General features: G+C 65.0%; 17 protein-coding genes. 12 read left to right on the forward strand and 5 right to left on the reverse strand.

What is annotated here, in order from left to right:
• Window position 1: 1 nt before the first annotated feature.
• From trpE to lexA, 9 genes are all read left to right on the forward strand, one after another.
• Window positions 2–1,522 carry an anthranilate synthase component I gene (gene trpE, locus ACEQXE_RS08710; RefSeq protein ID WP_370178496.1) on the forward strand — a complete coding sequence of 507 codons (1,521 nt, stop codon included), beginning with the start codon at window positions 2–4 and terminating at the stop codon, window positions 1,520–1,522.
• Window positions 1,519–2,391 carry a phosphodiester glycosidase family protein gene (locus tag ACEQXE_RS08715; RefSeq protein WP_370178497.1) on the forward strand — a complete coding sequence of 291 codons (873 nt, stop codon included), beginning with the start codon at window positions 1,519–1,521 and terminating at the stop codon, window positions 2,389–2,391. The genes trpE and ACEQXE_RS08715 overlap by 4 nt, the downstream gene beginning before the upstream one ends.
• Complete coding sequence (gene pip, locus ACEQXE_RS08720; protein ID WP_370178498.1) at window positions 2,388–3,350, forward strand: prolyl aminopeptidase; 963 nt, start codon at window positions 2,388–2,390, stop codon at window positions 3,348–3,350. Before ACEQXE_RS08715 ends, pip begins: the two co-directional genes overlap by 4 nt.
• Window positions 3,347–3,958 carry an aminodeoxychorismate/anthranilate synthase component II gene (locus tag ACEQXE_RS08725; protein WP_370178499.1) on the forward strand — a complete coding sequence of 204 codons (612 nt, stop codon included), beginning with the start codon at window positions 3,347–3,349 and terminating at the stop codon, window positions 3,956–3,958. The genes pip and ACEQXE_RS08725 overlap by 4 nt, the downstream gene beginning before the upstream one ends.
• On the forward strand, window positions 3,955–4,947 hold the full coding sequence (gene trpD / locus ACEQXE_RS08730) for an anthranilate phosphoribosyltransferase (RefSeq protein ID WP_370178500.1): 993 nt from the start codon (window positions 3,955–3,957) through the stop codon (window positions 4,945–4,947). Before ACEQXE_RS08725 ends, trpD begins: the two co-directional genes overlap by 4 nt.
• A 130-nt stretch (window positions 4,948–5,077) precedes the next feature.
• Entirely contained in the window at window positions 5,078–5,866 is a 789-nt protein-coding gene (gene trpC / locus ACEQXE_RS08735) for an indole-3-glycerol phosphate synthase TrpC (protein WP_370178501.1), read from the forward strand.
• A 160-nt stretch (window positions 5,867–6,026) separates the two neighbouring features.
• Window positions 6,027–6,509, forward strand: a complete 483-nt coding sequence (moaC, locus tag ACEQXE_RS08740; protein ID WP_370178502.1) for a cyclic pyranopterin monophosphate synthase MoaC — start codon at window positions 6,027–6,029, stop codon at window positions 6,507–6,509.
• On the forward strand, window positions 6,506–7,708 hold the full coding sequence (locus ACEQXE_RS08745) for a molybdopterin molybdotransferase MoeA (RefSeq protein ID WP_370178503.1): 1,203 nt from the start codon (window positions 6,506–6,508) through the stop codon (window positions 7,706–7,708). The genes moaC and ACEQXE_RS08745 overlap by 4 nt, the downstream gene beginning before the upstream one ends.
• Window positions 7,709–7,786: 78 nt before the next feature.
• Window positions 7,787–8,476 carry a transcriptional repressor LexA gene (gene lexA, locus ACEQXE_RS08750; protein ID WP_370178504.1) on the forward strand — a complete coding sequence of 230 codons (690 nt, stop codon included), beginning with the start codon at window positions 7,787–7,789 and terminating at the stop codon, window positions 8,474–8,476.
• Here lexA and ACEQXE_RS08755 read toward each other — a convergent pair.
• Complete coding sequence (locus ACEQXE_RS08755; protein WP_370178505.1) at window positions 8,470–10,734, reverse strand: ComEC/Rec2 family competence protein; 2,265 nt, start codon at window positions 10,732–10,734, stop codon at window positions 8,470–8,472. The genes lexA and ACEQXE_RS08755 overlap by 7 nt on opposite strands.
• 29 nt (window positions 10,735–10,763) lie before the next feature.
• Here ACEQXE_RS08755 and gltX point away from each other — a divergent pair, with 29 nt between their 5' ends.
• Window positions 10,764–12,209 (forward strand): glutamate--tRNA ligase, encoded by a 1,446-nt coding sequence (gene gltX / locus ACEQXE_RS08760; protein WP_370178506.1) that lies wholly within the window; start codon window positions 10,764–10,766, stop codon window positions 12,207–12,209.
• Between the two features lie 10 nt (window positions 12,210–12,219).
• Window positions 12,220–13,506: a citrate synthase gene (locus ACEQXE_RS08765; RefSeq protein ID WP_370178507.1), complete on the forward strand. Its 1,287-nt coding sequence runs from the start codon at window positions 12,220–12,222 to the stop codon at window positions 13,504–13,506.
• 54 nt (window positions 13,507–13,560) lie between these two features.
• Here the strand turns inward: ACEQXE_RS08765 and ACEQXE_RS08770 are convergent, their stop codons facing one another.
• The 3 genes from ACEQXE_RS08770 to ACEQXE_RS08780 all read right to left on the reverse strand — a co-directional run bounded on the left by ACEQXE_RS08770 (window position 13,561) and on the right by ACEQXE_RS08780 (window position 16,426).
• Window positions 13,561–14,934, reverse strand: a complete 1,374-nt coding sequence (locus ACEQXE_RS08770) for a sensor histidine kinase (protein ID WP_370178508.1) — start codon at window positions 14,932–14,934, stop codon at window positions 13,561–13,563.
• Between the two features lie 8 nt (window positions 14,935–14,942).
• On the reverse strand, window positions 14,943–15,917 hold the full coding sequence (locus ACEQXE_RS08775) for a hypothetical protein (protein ID WP_370178509.1): 975 nt from the start codon (window positions 15,915–15,917) through the stop codon (window positions 14,943–14,945).
• A 197-nt stretch (window positions 15,918–16,114) separates the two neighbouring features.
• A complete protein-coding gene (locus ACEQXE_RS08780; protein ID WP_370178510.1) occupies window positions 16,115–16,426 on the reverse strand; it encodes an Hpt domain-containing protein in 312 nt (103 codons plus the stop codon).
• Window positions 16,427–16,497: 71 nt separating this feature from the next.
• Here ACEQXE_RS08780 and ACEQXE_RS08785 point away from each other — a divergent pair, with 71 nt between their 5' ends.
• Window positions 16,498–18,948, forward strand: coding sequence for an ATPase (locus ACEQXE_RS08785; protein ID WP_370178512.1), 2,451 nt, complete (start codon window positions 16,498–16,500; stop codon window positions 18,946–18,948).
• Between the two features lie 16 nt (window positions 18,949–18,964).
• Here ACEQXE_RS08785 and ACEQXE_RS08790 read toward each other — a convergent pair whose 3' ends face one another.
• A complete protein-coding gene (locus tag ACEQXE_RS08790) occupies window positions 18,965–19,183 on the reverse strand; it encodes a DUF1467 family protein (RefSeq protein WP_370178513.1) in 219 nt (72 codons plus the stop codon).
• Window positions 19,184–19,235: the final 52 nt, after the last annotated feature.

The following is a 19,235-nucleotide window of genomic DNA, read 5'->3' on the forward strand; positions in this document are numbered from 1 at the left end:
CGTGCTCCACAATCTCGACGCGGCGCGCGAACGGCTGTCGCAAGGCAGGCCCGCACTCGTCTGGCAGCGGCATGTCGCCGATACGCTGACGCCGGTGGGCGCGGCGTGCGCGCTGATGGATGAGGCGCGCGGGGACTTCCTGCTCGAATCGGTCGAAGGGGGCGAAATCCGCGGGCGTTACAGCCTGCTTGGTATCGACCCCGATCTGGTGCTGCGCGCCGATGGCGATGCTGCTTCGATCAACCGGACGTGGCGGACCGATCGCGAGGCGTTCGAACCAACCGATGGGGACGGGCTCGCTGCACTTCGCACGCTGCTCGCAGAAATCGCCATGCCGGTTCCCGACATCCTGCCGCCCGCACTCGCCTGCCTCGTCGGCTATTTCGGATACGACACGATTGCGCTGGTCGAAAAACTGCCGCGCGCGACCGAGGACCCGCTCGGGCTGCCGGACATGGTCTTCGTCCGCCCCGGCCTGATCCTGGTGTTCGACGCACTAACCGACGAGGTGTACCTGATTGCACCGGTCTGGCCGGGCAAAGGCACGGTCGATGCAGCGCTGTACTCAGCCGAAGAACGGATCGACGAGGCGCTGCGCAAGCTCGCCTCCCCCGTGCCGATGGCTGCTGGATCGCGCGATTCATCGGCCCGCGTCGACAATCCCCTCATCGCGCCTCACTCTACCGTGGCTGCTGACGACTATGCCGCGCGCGTTGCCGCCGCGCAGGACTATATCGTTGCGGGCGATATCTTTCAGGTGGTGCTGGCCCAGCGCTTCACCACGCCCTTCACGCTCCCTGCGATGGCGCTGTATCGTGCGTTACGGCGGGTCAACCCGTCCCCCTTCCTCTACCTGCTCGACCTGCCCGAGGCGGGCATCGTCGGCTCCAGCCCCGAAATCCTCGTCCGCCTGCGCGATGGCAAGGTCACCGTGCGACCCATCGCCGGGACACGACCGCGCGGCGCCACGCCCGAGGCGGACCGTGCGGCAGAAATCGAACTGCTCGCCGATCCGAAGGAATGCGCCGAGCACCTCATGCTGCTCGATCTGGGTCGCAACGATGTCGGCCGAGTGGCCGAGGCAGGAACCGTCGAAGTGACCGACAGCTTCATGGTGGAACGCTATAGCCACGTCATGCACATCGTCAGCAATGTTCAGGGTCGCCTCGATGCCGGTAAGGATGCGCTCGACGCGCTATTCGCGGGCTTCCCCGCAGGCACGGTCAGCGGTGCGCCCAAGCTGCGCGCGTGCGAAATCATTGCCGAGCTGGAGAGCGAAAAGCGCGGGCCCTATGCGGGCGGCGTGGGCTATTTTGCGCCCGACGGCAGTTTCGATTCGTGCATCGTGCTGCGTACGGGTCTGGTGAAAGACGGCACGCTGCACGTCACCGCCGGAGCAGGGATCGTGGCAGACAGCGATCCGGCTGCCGAACAGCGCGAATGCGAGGCCAAGGCAGGCGCCCTGTTCGCCGCCGCGCGCGAAGCTGTGAACCAAGCCAGTGAAGCGGGGTTCGCCCAGTGAACAGAGCATCGATCCTCTCTGCCCTCGGCCTGCTCTCGCTCATGCTGTCGGCCTGCGACCAACCGCAGGCCGGGGACCCGGTGATCCGCACCGATATCAGCGGGGAAAAAGGCAAGGAAATCGCCCGCTCCGACGCTGCGGAAGAACCGGCGCCCGAGCAAGAACCCGAAAGCGAGCCGGAAAAGGCTACCGATCCCGAAAGCTCGGCGTGCAAGCCGGTTCGCTTCGAAGGCACGATGTTCATGCATTGCGTCGCCGACCCCGCGCAGCATCGTGTGCGCATGGTGCTGGGCCCGCCGTTCCGCAGCCTCGCCAAATTCTCCACATCGCGCGCCGAGGATGCGCCGACCATCGCCTTTGCCATGAATGCAGGCATGTATGACGGTGCGGGCAATCCGATCGGCTATTATGTCGAGAACCGGGAGCGGCTGAAGGAGCTCAACCGCAATGATGGCTCGGGCAATTTCCACCTGAAGCCCAACGGCGTGTTCTACGGCACCGGCGGCACGTGGCGGATCAAGACGACCGACGATTTCTACAGCACCGTGGGCGACCGCCCCGATTTCGGCACGCAGAGCGGCCCGATGCTGGTGATCGACGGGAAGCTGCACCCCGAAATTTCGGAAGACGGCCCCTCGCGCCGCATCCGCAACGGCGTGGGGATCGATGCGGGCGGCAAGGCGCATTTTGCGATCACCGCCAGCCCGGTCAGCTTCGGGCAGTTCGCGCGCTTCTTCCGCGACGTGGCGGAAACGCCCAACGCACTCTATCTCGACGGGACGGTATCCAGCCTGTGGGACCCTGCGCGTGGCCGGATGGACACCCGCGCCGACCTTGGCCCGCTGGTGGTCGTCGAAACCAAGGAATGATCATGCAGTACGAGCGCACCCTCTATCCCGAGATCGAACCTTACGAGAGCGGCATGTTCGATGTCGGCGAAGGGCATTCGCTCTATTACGAACGTGTCGGGACCCCGGGCGCCAAGCCTGCGGTGTTCCTGCATGGCGGGCCGGGCGGCGGCATGTCGCCTTCGCATCGCCGCCAGTGGGACCCGGAGAAGTACGACGTGCTGCTGTTCGACCAGCGTGGGTGCGGCAAATCGCTGCCCTTCGCGGAGATCGAGCACAACGACACATGGCGCATCGTCGCGGATATGGAGCGCCTGCGCGAAATGTGCGGGTTCGAGAAATGGCAGGTTTTCGGCGGCAGCTGGGGCGCGACGCTCGCGCTCGCCTACGCGCAGAAATATCCCGAGCGGACCAGCGAGATCGTGCTGCGCGGGGTGTTCCTGGGTCGGCAGAAGGAGAAGGACTGGCTCTACACCTATGGGGCGAGCGAGATCATGGCCGAACAGTGGGACGAGTTCACCGGCCTGATCCCCGAAGACGAGCGCGATAATCTGGTGCAGGCCTACCATGCGCGCCTGACCAGCGACGACGAGGAAACCCGCCTCGCCGCCGCCAAGCAATGGTCGCTGTGGGAAGGCAATGTCGCGACACTGCTGCCGAACGAAGAACTGCTGGGCAGCTTTGCCGATCCGGCCAAGGCGGTGCCCTTCGCCCGCATCTGTGCGCGCTTTTTCCTGGAGGATTTCTTCCTCGAAGAGGCACAGCTGCTGCGCGATGTCGGCAAGCTGGAGGGTATCCCCGGTATCATCGTGCAGGGCCGTCACGACATTTGCACCCCGCCGACCTCCGCGTGGGAGTTGAAGAAGGCATGGCCTGAGGCCGAGCTGTGGATCGTCCACGATGCGGGCCATTCGGCCGGGGAACCCGGCATCATCGATGGCCTCGTCCGCGCGACGGACAAGCTGGCGGGCGAGACATGACCGACATCCTCGTCATAGACAATTACGACAGCTTCACCTTCAACCTCGTCCATTACCTGCAGGAACTGGGCGCTGAGGTGCGCGTGGAGCGCAACGATGCGATCAGCGCGAAGGAAGCCGTAAACAGCGGCGCGAAGGGCATTCTGCTCTCGCCCGGCCCCAAAACGCCGAACGAGGCGGGGATTACGCTGGATACGGTCGCCGCCTGCGCCGATGCGGCGCTGCCGCTGCTAGGCGTGTGCCTTGGCCATCAGGCGATCGGCCAGCATTTCGGCGGGCGCGTGGTCCAGGGCGGGCTGATGCACGGGAAGACCAGCGCGGTGACGCATGACGGGAGCGGTGTGTTCGCCAACCTCCCCTCGCCCTTCACCGCCACCCGCTATCACTCGCTGGTAGTCGAAGGGACGCCTGACACTCTGATCGTCAACGCGACGAGCGAAACGCCGGGGCTGGACGGGACCAGCGTGATGGGATTTCGCCACGAGGAGCTGCCGATCCACGGCGTGCAGTTCCACCCGGAGAGCATCGCGACCCAGCATGGCCACGCGCTGCTCGCCAATTTCCTTTCCATTTGCGGCATCGAGACACGCAAAAGGCAGGCAGCATGAAATCCCTCCCGCTCGCAGTACCGCACATGAGCGAGGCCGAGGCAGAGGAGGTCTTCGGCTGGATTCTCGACGGGGAAGCAACGGACGAGGAAATCGCCCGCTTCCTGCTCGCGATGACCGAACGCAGCGAAACCGCGGACGAGATCGCGGGCGCGGCGCGGGCGCTGCGCGCGCGCTACATCCCGGTCAGTGGCCCAGACAACGCGATCGACGTGTGCGGCACCGGCGGCGACGGGCACCACACGCTGAATGTCTCGACCGCCGTAGGACTGGTGGTCGCGGCCTGCGGCGTGCCCGTGGCGCGGCATGGCAACCGCGCGATCTCCTCTCTCTCGGGCGTGGCGGACACGCTGGAGGTGCTCGGCCTCGACATGGAAGCCGCCGGGCGCACCGCGGAAAAGACGCTGGCAGAGATCGGCATCTGCTTCCTGTTCGCACCCAACCACCACCCCGCGATGCGTCGCATCCAGCCCATCCGCAAAGCGCTGGGCCGCCGCACGATCTTCAACCTGATGGGCCCGCTGTCCAACCCGGTCGGCGTCAAGCGCCAGCTGATCGGCATCGCGCGGCCGGGCTATGTGTCGATCTATGGCGAGGCGGCTGCGCGCCTCGGCACCGAACGCACGTTGATCGTCTCGGGCGACGAGGGACTCGACGAACTCAGCCTCGCCGCGGGGAACGAGATGGCCGATGTGACCGGCCACGAATTCGCGATGAAACGCGTCGATGCAGGGATGGCGGGGCTGGAGCATGCGCCGGTGGAGGCGATCCGGGGCGGAGACCCTGCGCACAACGCCAAGGCCTTGAGCGCGCTGTTGCAGGGCACGCCCGGTCCCTACCGCGATGCGGTGCTGTTCAATTCAGCCGCTGCGCTCATTGCAGCAGGCGAGACCGAGGACTGGAAGGCCGGCGTGGCGACCGCAGCCGAGGCGATCGACAATGGGGGTGCGCAGCGGCTGCTCGATAAGTGGATCGAGATGGCGCGGTGATGGTTCATCGTCTCTCCCCCACCGTACGCCCTTCGACAGGCTCAGGACGTACGGCTCCCTGCCAGACCTCACCAAACCCGTTCGTGCTGAGCTTGTCGAAGTGCGAATGGGTTTTCGCGAGCGGTTGCCAATGAACAAGCTCGAAGAAATCTGCGCCACGAAGCGCGACGAGGTGCTCGAGCGCCAGTCCGCTACGCCCGTCAGCGAGTTAATCGCGCGGATCACGGCGCAGGCACCGCCGCGCGGGTTCGAGGCGGCGTTGCGAAAGACCCATTCCGATCGCCGCCGCGCGCTAATCGCAGAAATCAAGAAAGCTTCGCCCTCTAAAGGCTTGATCCGAGAGGATTTCCAGCCTGCCGAACACGCGCGCGCCTACGCTGCCGCCGGCGCAAGCTGCCTCTCTGTTCTTACCGACGAAAAGTACTTCCAGGGCCACGCGGATTACCTGAGCGATGCACGCAAAGCCTGCGCCCTGCCCGCCTTGCGCAAGGATTTCATGGTCGATCCGTGGCAATGCGGCGAAGCCCGCGCAATGGGCGCCGACGCGATCCTGATTATCGTCGCCGCACTCTCCGACGCTCAGATGACCGAGATCGAGGACGCCGCGATCGAACTGGGCATGGACGTGCTGGTCGAAGTCCACGACTCCGCCGAGATGGAGCGCGCCCACACACTCAAATCGCGCCTGATCGGTATAAACAACCGCGACCTGCGCAGTTTCGAAACCGATATCGGCACGACCGAGGCGCTGATCCCGCTTGCCCCGCAAGGCGCCTTCGTCATTTCCGAAAGCGGCATCGCCACCGCTGCCGATTGCGCGCGGCTCGAAAGCGGGGGCGCGCACGGCTTCCTGGTTGGCGAAAGCCTGATGCGGAAGGCCGACGTGGAGGCCGCGACGCGCACCCTGCTCGCACGCTGAGACTGTCCTACAGGCCAACTCCGTGGCATGATCGCCTCATGGCTCGATCCCTACCACGACCCGGTGCGTCCGCCCTGTCTGCCGGCAGCATCCGGGCGGGCAGTTTTTTCGCCTTAAGACACTGTGTCAGGTGTGTCAGGGCAGCGACTGGAGCCCGGCTTTGAGCGGCCTCACGCATCTCGACGAACACGGCGCGGCCCACATGGTCGATGTCGGCGGCAAGGTCGAAACCACGCGCATAGCGGTCGCCGAGGGACGCATATCCATGAACCCGGCGGCGCTGGCCGCGATCCGCGACGGGTCCGTGCCCAAGGGAGACGTGCTCGCCACGGCACGGATCGCAGGCATCATGGCCGCAAAGCAGACTGCGACGCTCATCCCCTTGTGTCATCCCCTTTCGCTCGATTCGGTTAGCGTGGACTGCGCAGTAGAGGACGATGGAGTGCGTATCACCGCCACCGCCTCGCTCACCGGCAAGACGGGGGTCGAGATGGAGGCCATGCTTGCGTGCAGCACTGCCTTGCTGACTATCTACGACATGGCCAAGGCACTAGATAAGGGCATGGTGATCGGTGGAGTGCGCCTGCTGTCCAAGACCGGCGGCAAGTCCGGCGACTGGCATGCGGAGAGGGAGGTGGCATGAGCGCGCCGCTTGAGCTGGAAGAGGCGCAGGCGCGACTCCTCGCGATGCTCGAACCGGGTGCATCGAACCCAATCGCGGTGAACGACAGCGCAGGCCGCTATCTCGCCCAGCCGGTCGTAGCGCGGCGTACCCAGCCCCCTGCCGATCTGTCCGCGATGGATGGCTATGCAACTGCCAGTGAGGGCCCCTGGGAGTTGGTAGGAGAATCGCGTGCGGGCGCACCCTTCCCCAAGGCGCTGAGCAAGGGGATGGCGACCCGCATCTCCACCGGCGCGAGAATGCCGTTCAACACCGACGCCGTGCTCATCCAGGAAAACGCGCGGGTCGAGGACGGCACGCTGCATGCTCTTGAACCGCCTCGTACAGACTACATCCGGCGGGCCGGGCTGGACTTTGCGAGCGGCGATGCCTTGCTGGATCGGGGTACCCGAATGGGGCCCGCGCAGATCGCGCTCGCCCGAGCGGGCGGCTGCGACAGCGTGGTTGCGTACGATTCGCCACGCGTCGCGATCATCGAGTGCGGAGACGAGTTGTCGGAGAATCCGGCAGCCTGCGGGTCTCACAAGATACCGGCTGTCAACGGCGCCATGCTGGCGACGATGGCGAAGAATGCTGGCGGCCTCGCGAAACCGTTTGGCCCGGTATCCGACAATATGGCGGCGCTCGTCGGGGCGATAGAGGAAGCCAGCGAAGGCAATGCGATGATCGTGGTTTCGGGGGGCGCATCGGTCGGTCCGCACGATCTTGTGAAACCGGCGTTGGAGGCGGCTGGTTTCACGCTCGATTTCTGGCGTATCGCGATCAAGCCGGGCAAGCCGCTGCTGGTGGCAACACGCCCCTCGCGGAATGGGGGCGACACGGTTGTTCTGGGCCTTCCGGGCAGCCCGGTGTCGAGCTTCGTCACCGGCTTCTTCTTCATGGTGCCGGCGTTGCGCAGGCTGGCAGGCGCAATCCACTGCCTGCCTCAGGCGGTGCCGATGCCGCTCGCTGCACCATTGCCGGTTGGCGGTACGAGGCGCGAGTTCCTGCGTGCTGAAATTGGAAGCGATGGCGTATGTCCTGCCGAGGTGCAGGACAGTTCTGCGCTTGTGCCGCTGGCGCGCGCGCAGGTGCTGGTCGATCGGCCCGCGAATGTCGGAGCGGTGGCGGCGGGGACGTTTGTTCCATGTTATCCGCTCGAAAATGGCGCAATCGCTTGACTTGCAAAATCGGGTTGCCTAATTGTTCCGCATTCGTTCGCATGTGTGTGCGAACAGGCAGTGCGGAGAAGAAGCTCTATGTTGACCGCGAAGCAGCATGAATTGCTCCGGTTCATCCATGATCGACTGGAAGACACCGGCATCTCGCCCTCTTTCGAGGAGATGAAGGATGCGCTCGACCTCAAAAGCAAGTCTGGCGTGCACCGGCTGATCTCTGCGCTGGAGGAACGCGGCTTCATCCGTCGCCTACCCAACCGGGCGCGGGCGCTGGAAGTGCTCAAGATGCCCGACAGCGCGGTAGCGGGGGCTACTCCGAAGCCTGCCAACGACATCGGGGCGCAAACGGCCAAGGTGCCTGCGCGCATGCCCGAAGCGGCGAACGACGTGATCGATATTCCGCTACACGGGCGTATCGCCGCCGGTGCCCCGATAGAGGCGCTGGAAGACCACCAGAGCCTGCCCGTGCCTGCAGCCCTGCTCGGCCCGGGCGAGCACTTCGCGCTGGAAGTTTCGGGCGACTCAATGATCGAGGCGGGAATTTTCGACGGCGATTATGCGCTGATCCGCCGTGCGGATTCCGCCCGCGATGGCGATATCGTGGTCGCGCTGGTCGAAAATGCCGAAGCAACGCTAAAGTACCTCTGGCGCGATGGCGGCGGCAGGGTCCGGCTCGATCCCGCCAATGCGAGTTACGAGCCGCAGGTTTACGACGCGCGCAGCGTGCAGGTTCAGGGCAAGCTCGCAGGACTGCTGCGCCGCTATCACTGATCGGGTTTGCGAGGCTCAGGTTTGGGCGCGGGCTCGGGTTCGCGCCTCACACCACCGGCACCGTGCCACCATCCATGCGCGCCCTGCCCCTGCGCGACGGTCTGCACCTCGCGGTCCGGCAGGCGGATCGCGAGCCCGCCGGTCTGCTCCAGCATCCGTCGGTCGGCCTTGAGCCAGCGCGGTCGGCAGCTGCGCGGTAGCCAGCGGTCCGCCACCACGATGTCGACCCGTGCGCAAGCGGCGGCAAGGTCCCGCTCGGTCACATAGTCGCGCCCCTTCGCGAGCAGCAGGGTATATGCCCGCCCTTCTCGCCGGATCGTCGCGACACAGAACTCGCCGCTGCACTGGGCACCCGGCCAGCTCGCCAGCGGTACGGGGGGAGCATCCAGCGCGCCCAGTTCGGACAGCGTATCGCTCGCATAGGAGGACCGGCTCTCCCGCAATGTCAGCAGCTCGCCATCTTCGACGATGCCGACATGGCGCCCGTCGCGCGATATCAGCACATCGGGCCGTGGCGTTGCGATGGTCAGCATGGTCGCGACCGCGACCGGTGCGAAACCGGCGAAGCGGGCGCGTCCGCCCCACAAGGCCAGCCACAATCCACCGGCAACGAAGAGGAAGAACGCGAACCCGCCCATATGCGGCGCCAGCTTGACCGCACCGGGTCGGCTCGCGGTGAAATGCGCAATGGCAAGCAGCAGGTCGAGCGACTTGCCCACCAACCACCAGACGGGCGCGCCCAGCCCCACCAGGTCTGCCACCAGTGCCAGCGCTATCAGTGGCATGGAGATGAAGGTCACCAGCGGAATGCCGACCATGTTGGCAAGCGCGCCATAGAGCCCCGCGCGATGGAAATGGAACAGCACTATCGGCATCAGCGCAATCTCGATCACCAAGCCGGTGACCAGCAGCATCGCCCCACCGCGCAGCGGGCGCATCCACCATGCCTCTTCTCGCGGTGCGAGAAAGGCGCGCACCGGCGCGCTGTTGTGAAGCGCGACGATGGCCAGCACGGCGGAAAAGCTCATCTGGAAGCTCGGCCCCGCAACGCTCTCCGGCCACAGCAGCAACACGAAACCCGCCGCCACTGCCAACAGGCGGAAGGTCAGCGGCTCTCGCCCGAGTGCCAGCGCGACCAGCACCAGCACGGCAGCCGCACAGCTGCGCACGGTCGGCACTTCCGCTCCGGTCAGCAGCGTGTAACCCACACCCGCCAGCGCGCCGACCGCCGCCGCAACCACCGGCAGGCGCACCCGCAAGGCCAGCCATGACCACAATGCGAGCAGCTTCAATGCCAAGAAATACGCCGCCGCGATCACCGCACTCACGTGCAGCCCGCTGATCGAGAGCAGGTGGGTGAGGCCCGCATCGCGCATCGCATCCTCGTCCGCTTCGGCAATCGCGCCGCGATCCCCGCTGGCAAAGGCCGCGGCGATGCTTCCTGCCGAGCCGTCCAGGTGCGACCGGACATGGGCCGAAAGATCGCGCTGCACCGCCGCGATCCCGCCCCACCCTGCCGGTGCAGGCTCCACCACCTCCACCGGCCCGACTGCCGATCCGGTCGCTGCCAGGCCCTGGAACCACGCCGTTCGTGCAAAATCGTAGGCGCCCGGAACGAGCGGCGGCGCAGGCGGCATCAGCCGTGCGGTCACGCGAACCACAGCTCCACGCTGCATCTCCGGCGTAGCGGCATCCTGCGGCACGTTGATCCGCATCTTGACCGCCTCTGCATTGTCGCCGACCCGCGTCGCCACCACGAGCCGAACCCGCTCGCGCGCGGGCTGCTCCTCGCGTTCGAGGATGCGCGCATTCATCGTTTCCATCTGCGGGTATTCGATCGCCGGGGCCCCGACCATGGCAGAGCGCGCCCAGATGAGCAGGATGCCGAATGCCACGGCCAGGCCGATCCCGAGCAGCGCCAGCGTCAGGTCCGGCACGCGTTCGCGCCACAGGAGAAAAGCCCCCGCAGTCGCCAGTAACAGCGCGATTCCCACTGCGCCAATCCACGCGACGGGAGTGGCAAGCCCGAACCACAGCGCGATGCCTGCAATGACTCCGATCACCAGCCACGGGCCGCGTTCCAGCCCAGCATGGGCCAACCCCCGGTCGGCGCGGCGCGCCACGCTGAAAACCGGGCTGGACACGTGCCGTAGCACCTGCCAAAGCCGCTGCTGCGCTGCACCATCGCCCGCCTCGCCCGAACTGTCGGATCGAGTGTCGCGGCCGGTCGTTCGATCGGACAGGGGCTGCATCGCCATGATCTGAAATGGAAAGGAACCGCGCTTAGATGGCAAGCGAAACCGGCACGATCATCACCCGCTTCGCTCCATCGCCGACCGGATACCTGCATCTCGGGGGCGCACGCACCGCGCTGTTCAACTGGCTTTATGCGCGCCACCACGGCGGCAAGACCCTTTTGCGGATCGAGGATACCGACAAGAAGCGGTCTACGCAGGACGCCATCGACAAAATCATCGAGGGGCTCGACTGGCTGGGTCTCGATTTCGACGCCCCCCCGATGTTCCAGTCCGACCGCGCCGAGCGGCACGCCGAAGTTGCGCTGAAGCTGCTCGAAAACGGGCATGCCTATCGCTGCTATGCCACGTCCGAGGAACTGGAGCAGATGCGTGCCGAGCAGCGCGCGAACAAGCAGCCGATGCGGTATGACGGGCGCTGGCGCGACCGGGAGCCGGGTTCCGAGCAGGAAGGCGCGCCCTTCACCGTGCGCCTGAAGGTGCCCAAGGATGGCGAAACGGCCATCGACGACGCGGTGCAGGGCCGCGTGACGGTGAAGAACGAAGAAATCGACGACTACATACTGTTGCGCGCCGATGGCACGCCGACCTACATGCTGGCGGTTGTAGTCGACGACCACGACATGGGTGTGACCCATGTGATCCGCGGCGATGACCATCTCAACAACGCCTTCCGCCAATTGCCGATTTACCGCGCGATGAACGCCGTGGAAGGCAAGTGGCCCGATCCGGTCTACGCCCATGTCCCGCTGATCCACGGCAGCGACGGTGCGAAGCTTTCCAAGCGGCACGGCGCGGTCGGCGTCGAAGCCTATCGCGACGAATTGGGCATCCTGCCCGAGGCGCTGTTCAACTACCTGCTGCGGCTCGGCTGGGGGCATGGCGACCGCGAGGAAATCACTCGAAAAGAGGCAATCGAGCTGTTCGATCTCGACGGCGTGGGCCGCAGCCCCGCGCGCTTCGACATCAAGAAGCTGCAGAACCTCAACGGCCACTACATCCGCGAGGCGGACGATGCGCGGCTGGCCGATATCGTCGCCGAAGCCCTGGCCCCAAAGATCGATGGCGACATCGACCGTAGCCTGCTTGCGCAGGCGATGCCCGTGCTTAAAACCCGTGCGAGGGCTACGCACGAACTCGCTGCAAATGCGGCGTTTCTTTTAGCCAAACGTCCACTCGACCTGACCGACAAGGCGGCTGCACTGCTCGACGACGAAGCCCGCGAACGCCTTGCCCCTGTCCACGCTGCCCTGCTGGCTGAAAACAACTGGACAACAGAGGCGCTGGAAGACACTACGAAGGCACTTGCGGAGCGGCTCGAGCTTGGTCTCGGAAAGCTCGCGCAGCCCCTTCGGGCAGCATTGACGGGGTCCACGACCAGCCCCGGAATTTTCGACGTTCTCGCCCTCCTCGGCAAAGAGGAGTCGCTCGCGCGGATCGAAGCGCAAGCGGCGATGGCGAAGCAAAATCAAGACTGAGGAGACCCCCATGGCGGACGATACCGCGAAGCTCGACATTGCCGGAAACACGCACGATTTCCCCGTGATGCAAGGGACCTGCGGGCCCGAGGTCATGGATATCCGCAAGTTCTACGGATCGACCGGCAAGTTCACCTATGATCCCGGCTTCAAGTCGACAGCCAGCTGCGAAAGCGCACTGACCTTCATCGACGGTGAAGAGGGCGTCCTGCTTCACCGTGGCTATCCCATCGGCCAGTTGGCTGAACAGTCCAGCTTCATGGAAGTGTCCTACCTCCTGCTGAACGGCGAGCTGCCCTCGCAGGACGAGCTCGACGATTTCACCTACACGATCACCCGCCACACCATGCTGCACGAGCAGCTGATGACCTTCTATCGCGGGTTCCGGCGCGATGCGCACCCCATGGCGATCATGTGCGGCGTGGTCGGCGCACTGTCGGCATTCTACCACGACAGCACCGACATTGCCGACCCGGAGCATCGCAAGATTTCCAGCCACCGGCTCATCGCCAAGATGCCGACGATTGCGGCGATGGCCTACAAATACGCCATCGGGCAGCCGTTCATGCAGCCGGACAACTCGCTGAGCTACACCGGCAATTTCCTGCGCATGACCTTCGGCGTGCCGGCAGAACCCTACGAAGTCGTGCCCGAGGTGGAAAAGGCGCTCGACCGCATCTTCATCCTGCATGCCGACCACGAGCAGAACGCATCCACCAGCACGGTCCGGCTTGCCGGTTCGTCGGGTGCGAACCCGTTCGCGTGTATCTCCGCAGGGATCGCCTGCCTGTGGGGCCCGGCGCACGGCGGCGCCAACGAGGCTGCGCTGAACATGCTGCGCGAGATCGGTACGCCCGACAAGATCCCGCACTATATCGAGCGTGCGAAGGACAAGAACGACCCGTTCCGCCTGATGGGCTTCGGCCACCGCGTGTACAAGAACTACGATCCGCGCGCGACCGTGATGCAGGATACCGTGCGCGAGGTGTTCAAGGCGCTGAAGGTGCAGGACCCTGTGTTCGAAACCGCGTTGCAGCTGGAAGAAATGGCGCTGAACGACGATTATTTCGTCGAGAAGAAGCTGTTCCCCAACGTCGATTTCTATTCGGGCATCATCCTGTCGGCGATCGGCTTCCCGACCACGATGTTCACCGCACTCTTCGCGCTTGCCCGTACCGTGGGCTGGGTCGCGCAGTGGAACGAGATGATTTCCGATCCCGCACAGGTCATCGGTCGTCCGCGCCAGCTCTATACCGGCCCGACCGAGCGCGACTACGTGCCCGTTGGCCAGCGCTAGTTCGTAGCTGGAAGACTGAAAAAGAGGGGCCGCGGGGAAACCTGCGGCCTTTTTTCAATGCCCGGCGGGCACGCTCAATGTGAACGTCGCGCCCTCGCCTGGCGTGCTGTCGATGGTCAGGTCACCGCCCATTGCCTGCGCAAGTCGCTTCGAGATGTAGAGGCCCAGTCCGGAGCCACCACTGCCGCTGCGGCCAAGCCGTTCGAACTTGTTGAACACGATCCGCTGCGCCTGCTCGTCGAGCCCCGGCCCTTCGTCGCGCACTGATACATGCGCGCGCGAACCGTCGCTGCCGAGTGAAACCGTGATCGTGGACCCCTCGGGCGAATAGCGGATCGCATTGCCGATCAGATTGAGGAGGACCTGCAGCACGCGGCGGAATTCAGCCGTTGCGGGCTGGCTTGTACCGGTCGGCGGCGCGGCAATCGTAATGCGCTTCTCCTGCGCGCGAACCGCAAGGATACCCGCAGCCCGCTGTGCCACGTCGGCAAGGTCGATCGGATCGGGCGCGGCGCGGAAGCTGTCGGATTCGACCACTTCGAGATCGGTCAGGTCGTCCACTAGCGAGAGCAGGTGCTGCCCCGCATTGACGATATCGCGGGCATAATCGCTGTACTCGTCGCCCAATGGCCCTGCGAGGCGAGAGCGGATCGTTTCCGCATTGGCCACGATCCGCGCAATCGGCTGGCGCAGGATCGGTGTGAGGTCGCGCCCGATGGAGGCACTATCCTCGGCCCGGCGGTCGCGCCGCTGCGTGCGCTGCACCCACGCGCGGTTGGCGATGAGATAAAGCTCGAACCCTTGCGAACCGGGGGTCGGCGCACCGATCGGGATCAGCCGCGCGGTCCAGTTGCGGGGGCTGCCATCGACCATCACCCGCGCCTGGTCGAGCAGCCGCCAATGCAGCGGCTGCGCATGCTGGCTGCCCTCGATATGGACGAAATCGGTCCACACCTTGCCCAGGTTCTCGCTCATCCGGGTGTAGAGCGGCTGTAGGTCTTCGGCTTCGGTATGCACGGTCAGGACCCTTTGATCCGGGCCCAGACGCGCGTGCAGTTCAGCGAGCGCGTCGTCAATCGCATCGCGGCGAGCGGCGGCATCGTCGTCGCGCTCCGCCGGCGGTTCGCTCGCCTGCCAGGTGACGATCCCTATCGAGCAACCGGTATTGGTGTCGGATTGCTCATCGGCAGGAACGATTTCCATCCACGACTTGATACGCTCGCTGCCATCGAAAGCATGAATCGTCCGCCCGAGCCGCAAGTTGGTGCGGCGCGCCTTGCGCACCTGTTCGCGCAATTCGGGGATCGCGATGGTGCCGGGGATTTCCCCGCCGCACCGCCGCTGAAGTGTCGCAAGCGGATCATCGGCCGCGACAAGGCGATCCTGCGCATCGGTGCGCCCACGCGCAATATAGGATTGTTCTTCCATGGCCCCTGTTACTCGGCATGCCCGAAGGGCGAGGATGACAGCAGCGAGCGCGCATCGGCCTTGCTGACCTGCGATATGGCCGCAGGCATTGTTGCATCGGGATGCAGGCACCGCAGCTGCGCCCGTACTTCTGCCGGGCTCAGGCCCGAGGCGCGAAGCGACAGGGCAAAGCGCGTCAATTGGCGGTCATTGGTCGAGACGACCACGATATCGCGCTCCTGCCCCGCCTTGTGCGCCAGCGTCGTAAGGAAGAGTGCCGCACCCGCATGGGTCAGCGAAAGAGCCACATCCGCGCGTTCGGCCAGTCCGGTAAAGGTACGCTCGAGCAGCGACAATCGCGCCTCGTTCTCGGCGCGCATTTCGCGAATGCGCCCCTCCACCCTCGTGGCAAGATCCTCCCCCAGGTCCTCGCGCTGGCGGCGCCAGACCGAGATGAAATTGGCAAACTGATCCTCGGGCAGTTCGGCGAGCGGCATTTCCATCCGCTTCTGCTGTTCGATGAAGCGCGCCTGCGCGGCCAGCGTTCCCATCGCCGCATCGGACAAGGCCGGGTTCTCCGACGCGATCAACGACTGCAGGAGGGGCGAGAGCACGGGATCGATCCCGTTGCGAGAGCGCAACCGCTCCGCCAGCTGCCATTCGATGGCAAGTGAATGGCAGTGGCCCAGAAACGCAGCGTGCCGCGCCAGTTCCTCGCCCAGCGCATCGGCGCGCCCTTCGGCATAGGAAAAAACATCGTTCGCGCCGATTTCTTCGGCCTCCACGCGCAGCAGGCGGTAAGCCGCGCTGCGCAGCATGCCGCGCACCCGCGCGACAATCGCATCGCTGAACAGCGATCGGTCCTGCGTGTTGAGGAAGTGCGTGAGCACCGGCGTGAGGGTAGACAGCGCCATGTCGCCGCGCGCCAGTTCGGCACGCAGCGCCGCGTCGACCGGCTGGTCGGCGTTCATCGTATCCGGGATCGCCTCCGGCACGCTGGTCATTGGCCTGTCTGTCACCGTCCTTGCATAGCCCGCTATCGTTAAGGGGCGATTATCCCTGATCCATCACGCCCGCGCATTCTAGCACAGGCAGTCCCGCAGTGCAGGCCCCATCGGGGCAAGCATGTGAATCGATTTGCGATGTGCGATTTAGGCAGCCCGGGCGGATCGCCAAGCCTGCAAGCCGGCGAAAACAGCCTCTATTCGGCCAGGGCGTTGTCGAAATCGGCCAGAAACGCATCGAGCCCGCGCAGCGCGACCGGATCGCCCGGTGCAGTGTCGATGGTGGCCTGCGCCAGCTGGATCAGCTCGTCGGCATGAAAGCTGGCGGCCAGCCCCTTGATCCGCTGGGCTGCAATCAGCCAGTTGCCATCGCAGCGTGCGCGGCGCAGAAGATCGATCTGCTGGGCAAGGCTTTCGCGAAACGCACGGCGCAGCTCGGTCATCAGCGCAGGATCGTCTCCTGCGGCAGCGGCGAGTGTGGCGGCAAAGGCGGCATTTTCGAAAGCCATGGGGCAGCATCTAGGCAAGGAGCGGTTAACGTGGGGTTTAACCGGGATGGAAACATGGTAGGCCAAGAAGCATGAGCGGGGGTTCGTCGATCAGGGCAGTCGAGCAGGATGGCGCTGTGGCAAGCAGCAGTACGCCTGCGCGCGCGGAAGATACGCAGGACGAGCAGCCGACCACCTACGAACTTTACGATGCAGACGAAGACGGCACGGATATGCCCGTTTTCGCCAGCCCCATCGCGACCGGCATTGCCGTGCTGGCACTGGTCGGCTGGACGACGCTGTTCGTGATGGCCCGCGGTGTGGCGAGTTTCACGGCGATGGGACTCTCCGGGTGGAGCGAGGCGATCATCGCCTGGACGGTGCCGACCCTGCTCATCCTGTTCGCATGGCATCTGGTCAGCCAGCGTATCGGCCGCCAAAGCGCCCAGTTCCGGGCAACGGCGAAGGCTGCGGCCAGTGACATTGCAGAACTGGAAACCCGCCTGACAGCCATCAACCGCGAACTCAGCCTCGCGCGCGAATTCCTCACCCGCCAGACGCGCGAGCTGGAGTCGCATGGCCGGGTCGCTGCCTCGCGCTTGTCGCAGAACGCCGACCGGATCGAGGCTTTGGTGGCCGAAAACGGCGAAGAGGTGGAGAGGATCGCCCGTGTTTCCGAAACGGCGCTCGCCAATATGGCTCGCCTGCGCGACGATTTGCCGGTGATCACCAATGCCTCGCGCGATGCTGCCAATGCAGTGGGTACTGCAGGCGAACGCGCAGAAACTACGCTGGAAAAACTGGGCGATGGCCTGTCGCGGCTCAACGAATATGGTGAGGCGGGCGAGCGCCATGTGGAGCATTTCCGCCATCAGGTGGACACAACCCTTACCACCTTGGGTGACCGGGTGTCCGAACTCGAAGCAATGGCCGACGCCCGCTTCAGCGCCCTTCGCGAGCAGAGCGAAAGCTTCCGCGCCGAACTAAACGGGCGCGAGGTCGAAGCGCTCGCTGCCGCGCAGGGCCGGATCGAGAAGCTGCGCGAGCGGCTGGGCGTCGCGATTTCCGAGGTCCAGACTATCGACGAGCAGGCCATGGGTTCGGCGCAGGCGCGCCTCGCCTCGCTGCGCGACGAGGCCGAGCGGATCGATGAATCGATGAAGGCGCGAGACAAGGAGTTCGTCAGCTGGGTCGATGCGCGCCGTACGCGCCTCGAAGAGATCGAGAAACAGGCCCTTGAAAGCCTGGAAGCGCGGATCGAGGCGATCGATAGCGCATTGGAAGAACGCCGCGCGAGCCACGCGGCAATCGTACGCGATATTGCCGAGGCCAGCGACACGGCAGCAGAGCAGGTGGCAGTGGCCAGCGCGCGTATCACTGAAATTGCGGAAAGCGCCTCGGGAGCACGCGATACCTTGCTGGAGGCGACCGATACGCTCGAAGGGCGGCTCGATAGTGGTGCAACCGACCTTGCCGCGCTTTCCTCTACCCTTTCCGAGGCGACCGAAGCGGGCGTGCGGCTGCTCGAACTGATCCAGGCAGGTGCGGCACACAGCCGCGAGGTTCTGCCTGCCGCCATGGAAGCGGCAGAGGCACGGCTGGAAGCCCTGCGCGAGGGCGGCGAAAAGCTGCGGCGGACCATCGACGAGGGCGCCGAACGCAGCGAACGCCTGTCTGCCTACGTCATCGAAACGCGCGAAAAGGGCGAAGAGATTTTCGGTGTTGCGGACCGGATCGACGATCGACTGGCGCAGACACGCGATGCGATGACGGAAAATATTGCGGGCCTGCGCACCGCGCTGGCGCTGCTGGACGAAGAGGCGGGCGTAGTCTCCGAAACGACCGCCACCCAGGTGCGCGAAGCAATCGAGCAACTCGAATCCTCGGCCGAGAAGGCACGCAGCGCAATGGAGCGCTATGCAGCCGGCGACGGGCAGGATCTGGGCGAGAAGATCGGCGAGAACGCCGGAGGTGCGGTTGCCGCTGCGATCCGGGCGCAGGCCGACGAAGCACTGGAAGCGCTACGTAGCGCTACCGATCGCTCCGCCACTGCCGCGCGCGATGCGGCAAAGCAGTTGCGCGACCAACTTGCGCTTGTGAACGAACTGGCTGGCAACCTCGAAACGCGCGTTTCGGTGGCGCGCGAACGGGCCGAAGAGCAGGTCGATCACGATTTCGCGCGGCGTGTGGCGCTGATTACGGAAAGCCTGAATTCGAACGCGATCGATATCGCCAAGTCATTGTCCGCCGAAGTGACCGACACGGCATGGGCGAGCTATCTGCGCGGGGACCGGGGCGTGTTCACCCGCCGCGCGGTGCGGCTGCTCGACAACCGCCAAGCCCGCGAGATCGCGGAATTGTACGACGATGACGACGATTTCCGCGACAATGTGAACCGCTACATTCACGATTTCGAAGCAATGCTGCGCACGCTCCTTTCGACTCGCGATGGCAATGCGCTGGCGGTGACGCTGCTCGGTTCGGAAGTCGGTAAGCTGTATGTGGCGATGGCGCAAGCACTGGAACGGCTGCGCGCAAGTTGACAGAAGCGTCTGCGCCCTAGCCTCTCTGGCTGGGTGGCAGCATGAAATCGAAGCTCTCACGGGTGATCCAGCCCATTTCCCAATTGAGCACCCAGATCGCCGTCAGCACGGCTGCAATCCCTGCTGCGCGCAAGGCAAGCTTGCCGGGGCGAAAATTGGCAGGTGCGCTTTCCGCCTGGCCCGGGGTCAATTCCTTCCCCATTTCCTCGTGCGTGCGCAAGCCGAATGGCAGCATGTCATTTTAAGGAGAAGCCAATGGATGGCAAAGAATTATTTTTAATGATTGA

It is taken from the genome of Alteriqipengyuania sp. (genome assembly GCF_964222115.1).
Classification (GTDB): domain Bacteria; phylum Pseudomonadota; class Alphaproteobacteria; order Sphingomonadales; family Sphingomonadaceae; genus Alteriqipengyuania.

Coding starts and splice junctions, on each gene's coding strand:
- pip (WP_370178498.1), top strand. CDS start 2,388: ATGATCATGCAGTACGAGCGCACCCTCTATCCCGAGATCGAACCTTAC.
- ACEQXE_RS08725 (WP_370178499.1), top strand. CDS start 3,347: ATGACCGACATCCTCGTCATAGACAATTACGACAGCTTCACCTTCAAC.
- trpD (WP_370178500.1), top strand. CDS start 3,955: ATGAAATCCCTCCCGCTCGCAGTACCGCACATGAGCGAGGCCGAGGCA.
- trpC (WP_370178501.1), top strand. CDS start 5,078: ATGAACAAGCTCGAAGAAATCTGCGCCACGAAGCGCGACGAGGTGCTC.
- ACEQXE_RS08745 (WP_370178503.1), top strand. CDS start 6,506: ATGAGCGCGCCGCTTGAGCTGGAAGAGGCGCAGGCGCGACTCCTCGCG.
- lexA (WP_370178504.1), top strand. CDS start 7,787: ATGTTGACCGCGAAGCAGCATGAATTGCTCCGGTTCATCCATGATCGA.
- ACEQXE_RS08755 (WP_370178505.1), bottom strand. CDS start 10,734: ATGGCGATGCAGCCCCTGTCCGATCGAACGACCGGCCGCGACACTCGA.
- gltX (WP_370178506.1), top strand. CDS start 10,764: ATGGCAAGCGAAACCGGCACGATCATCACCCGCTTCGCTCCATCGCCG.
- ACEQXE_RS08765 (WP_370178507.1), top strand. CDS start 12,220: ATGGCGGACGATACCGCGAAGCTCGACATTGCCGGAAACACGCACGAT.
- ACEQXE_RS08770 (WP_370178508.1), bottom strand. CDS start 14,934: ATGGAAGAACAATCCTATATTGCGCGTGGGCGCACCGATGCGCAGGAT.
- ACEQXE_RS08775 (WP_370178509.1), bottom strand. CDS start 15,917: ATGACCAGCGTGCCGGAGGCGATCCCGGATACGATGAACGCCGACCAG.
- ACEQXE_RS08780 (WP_370178510.1), bottom strand. CDS start 16,426: ATGGCTTTCGAAAATGCCGCCTTTGCCGCCACACTCGCCGCTGCCGCA.
- ACEQXE_RS08785 (WP_370178512.1), top strand. CDS start 16,498: ATGAGCGGGGGTTCGTCGATCAGGGCAGTCGAGCAGGATGGCGCTGTG.
- ACEQXE_RS08790 (WP_370178513.1), bottom strand. CDS start 19,183: ATGCTGCCATTCGGCTTGCGCACGCACGAGGAAATGGGGAAGGAATTG.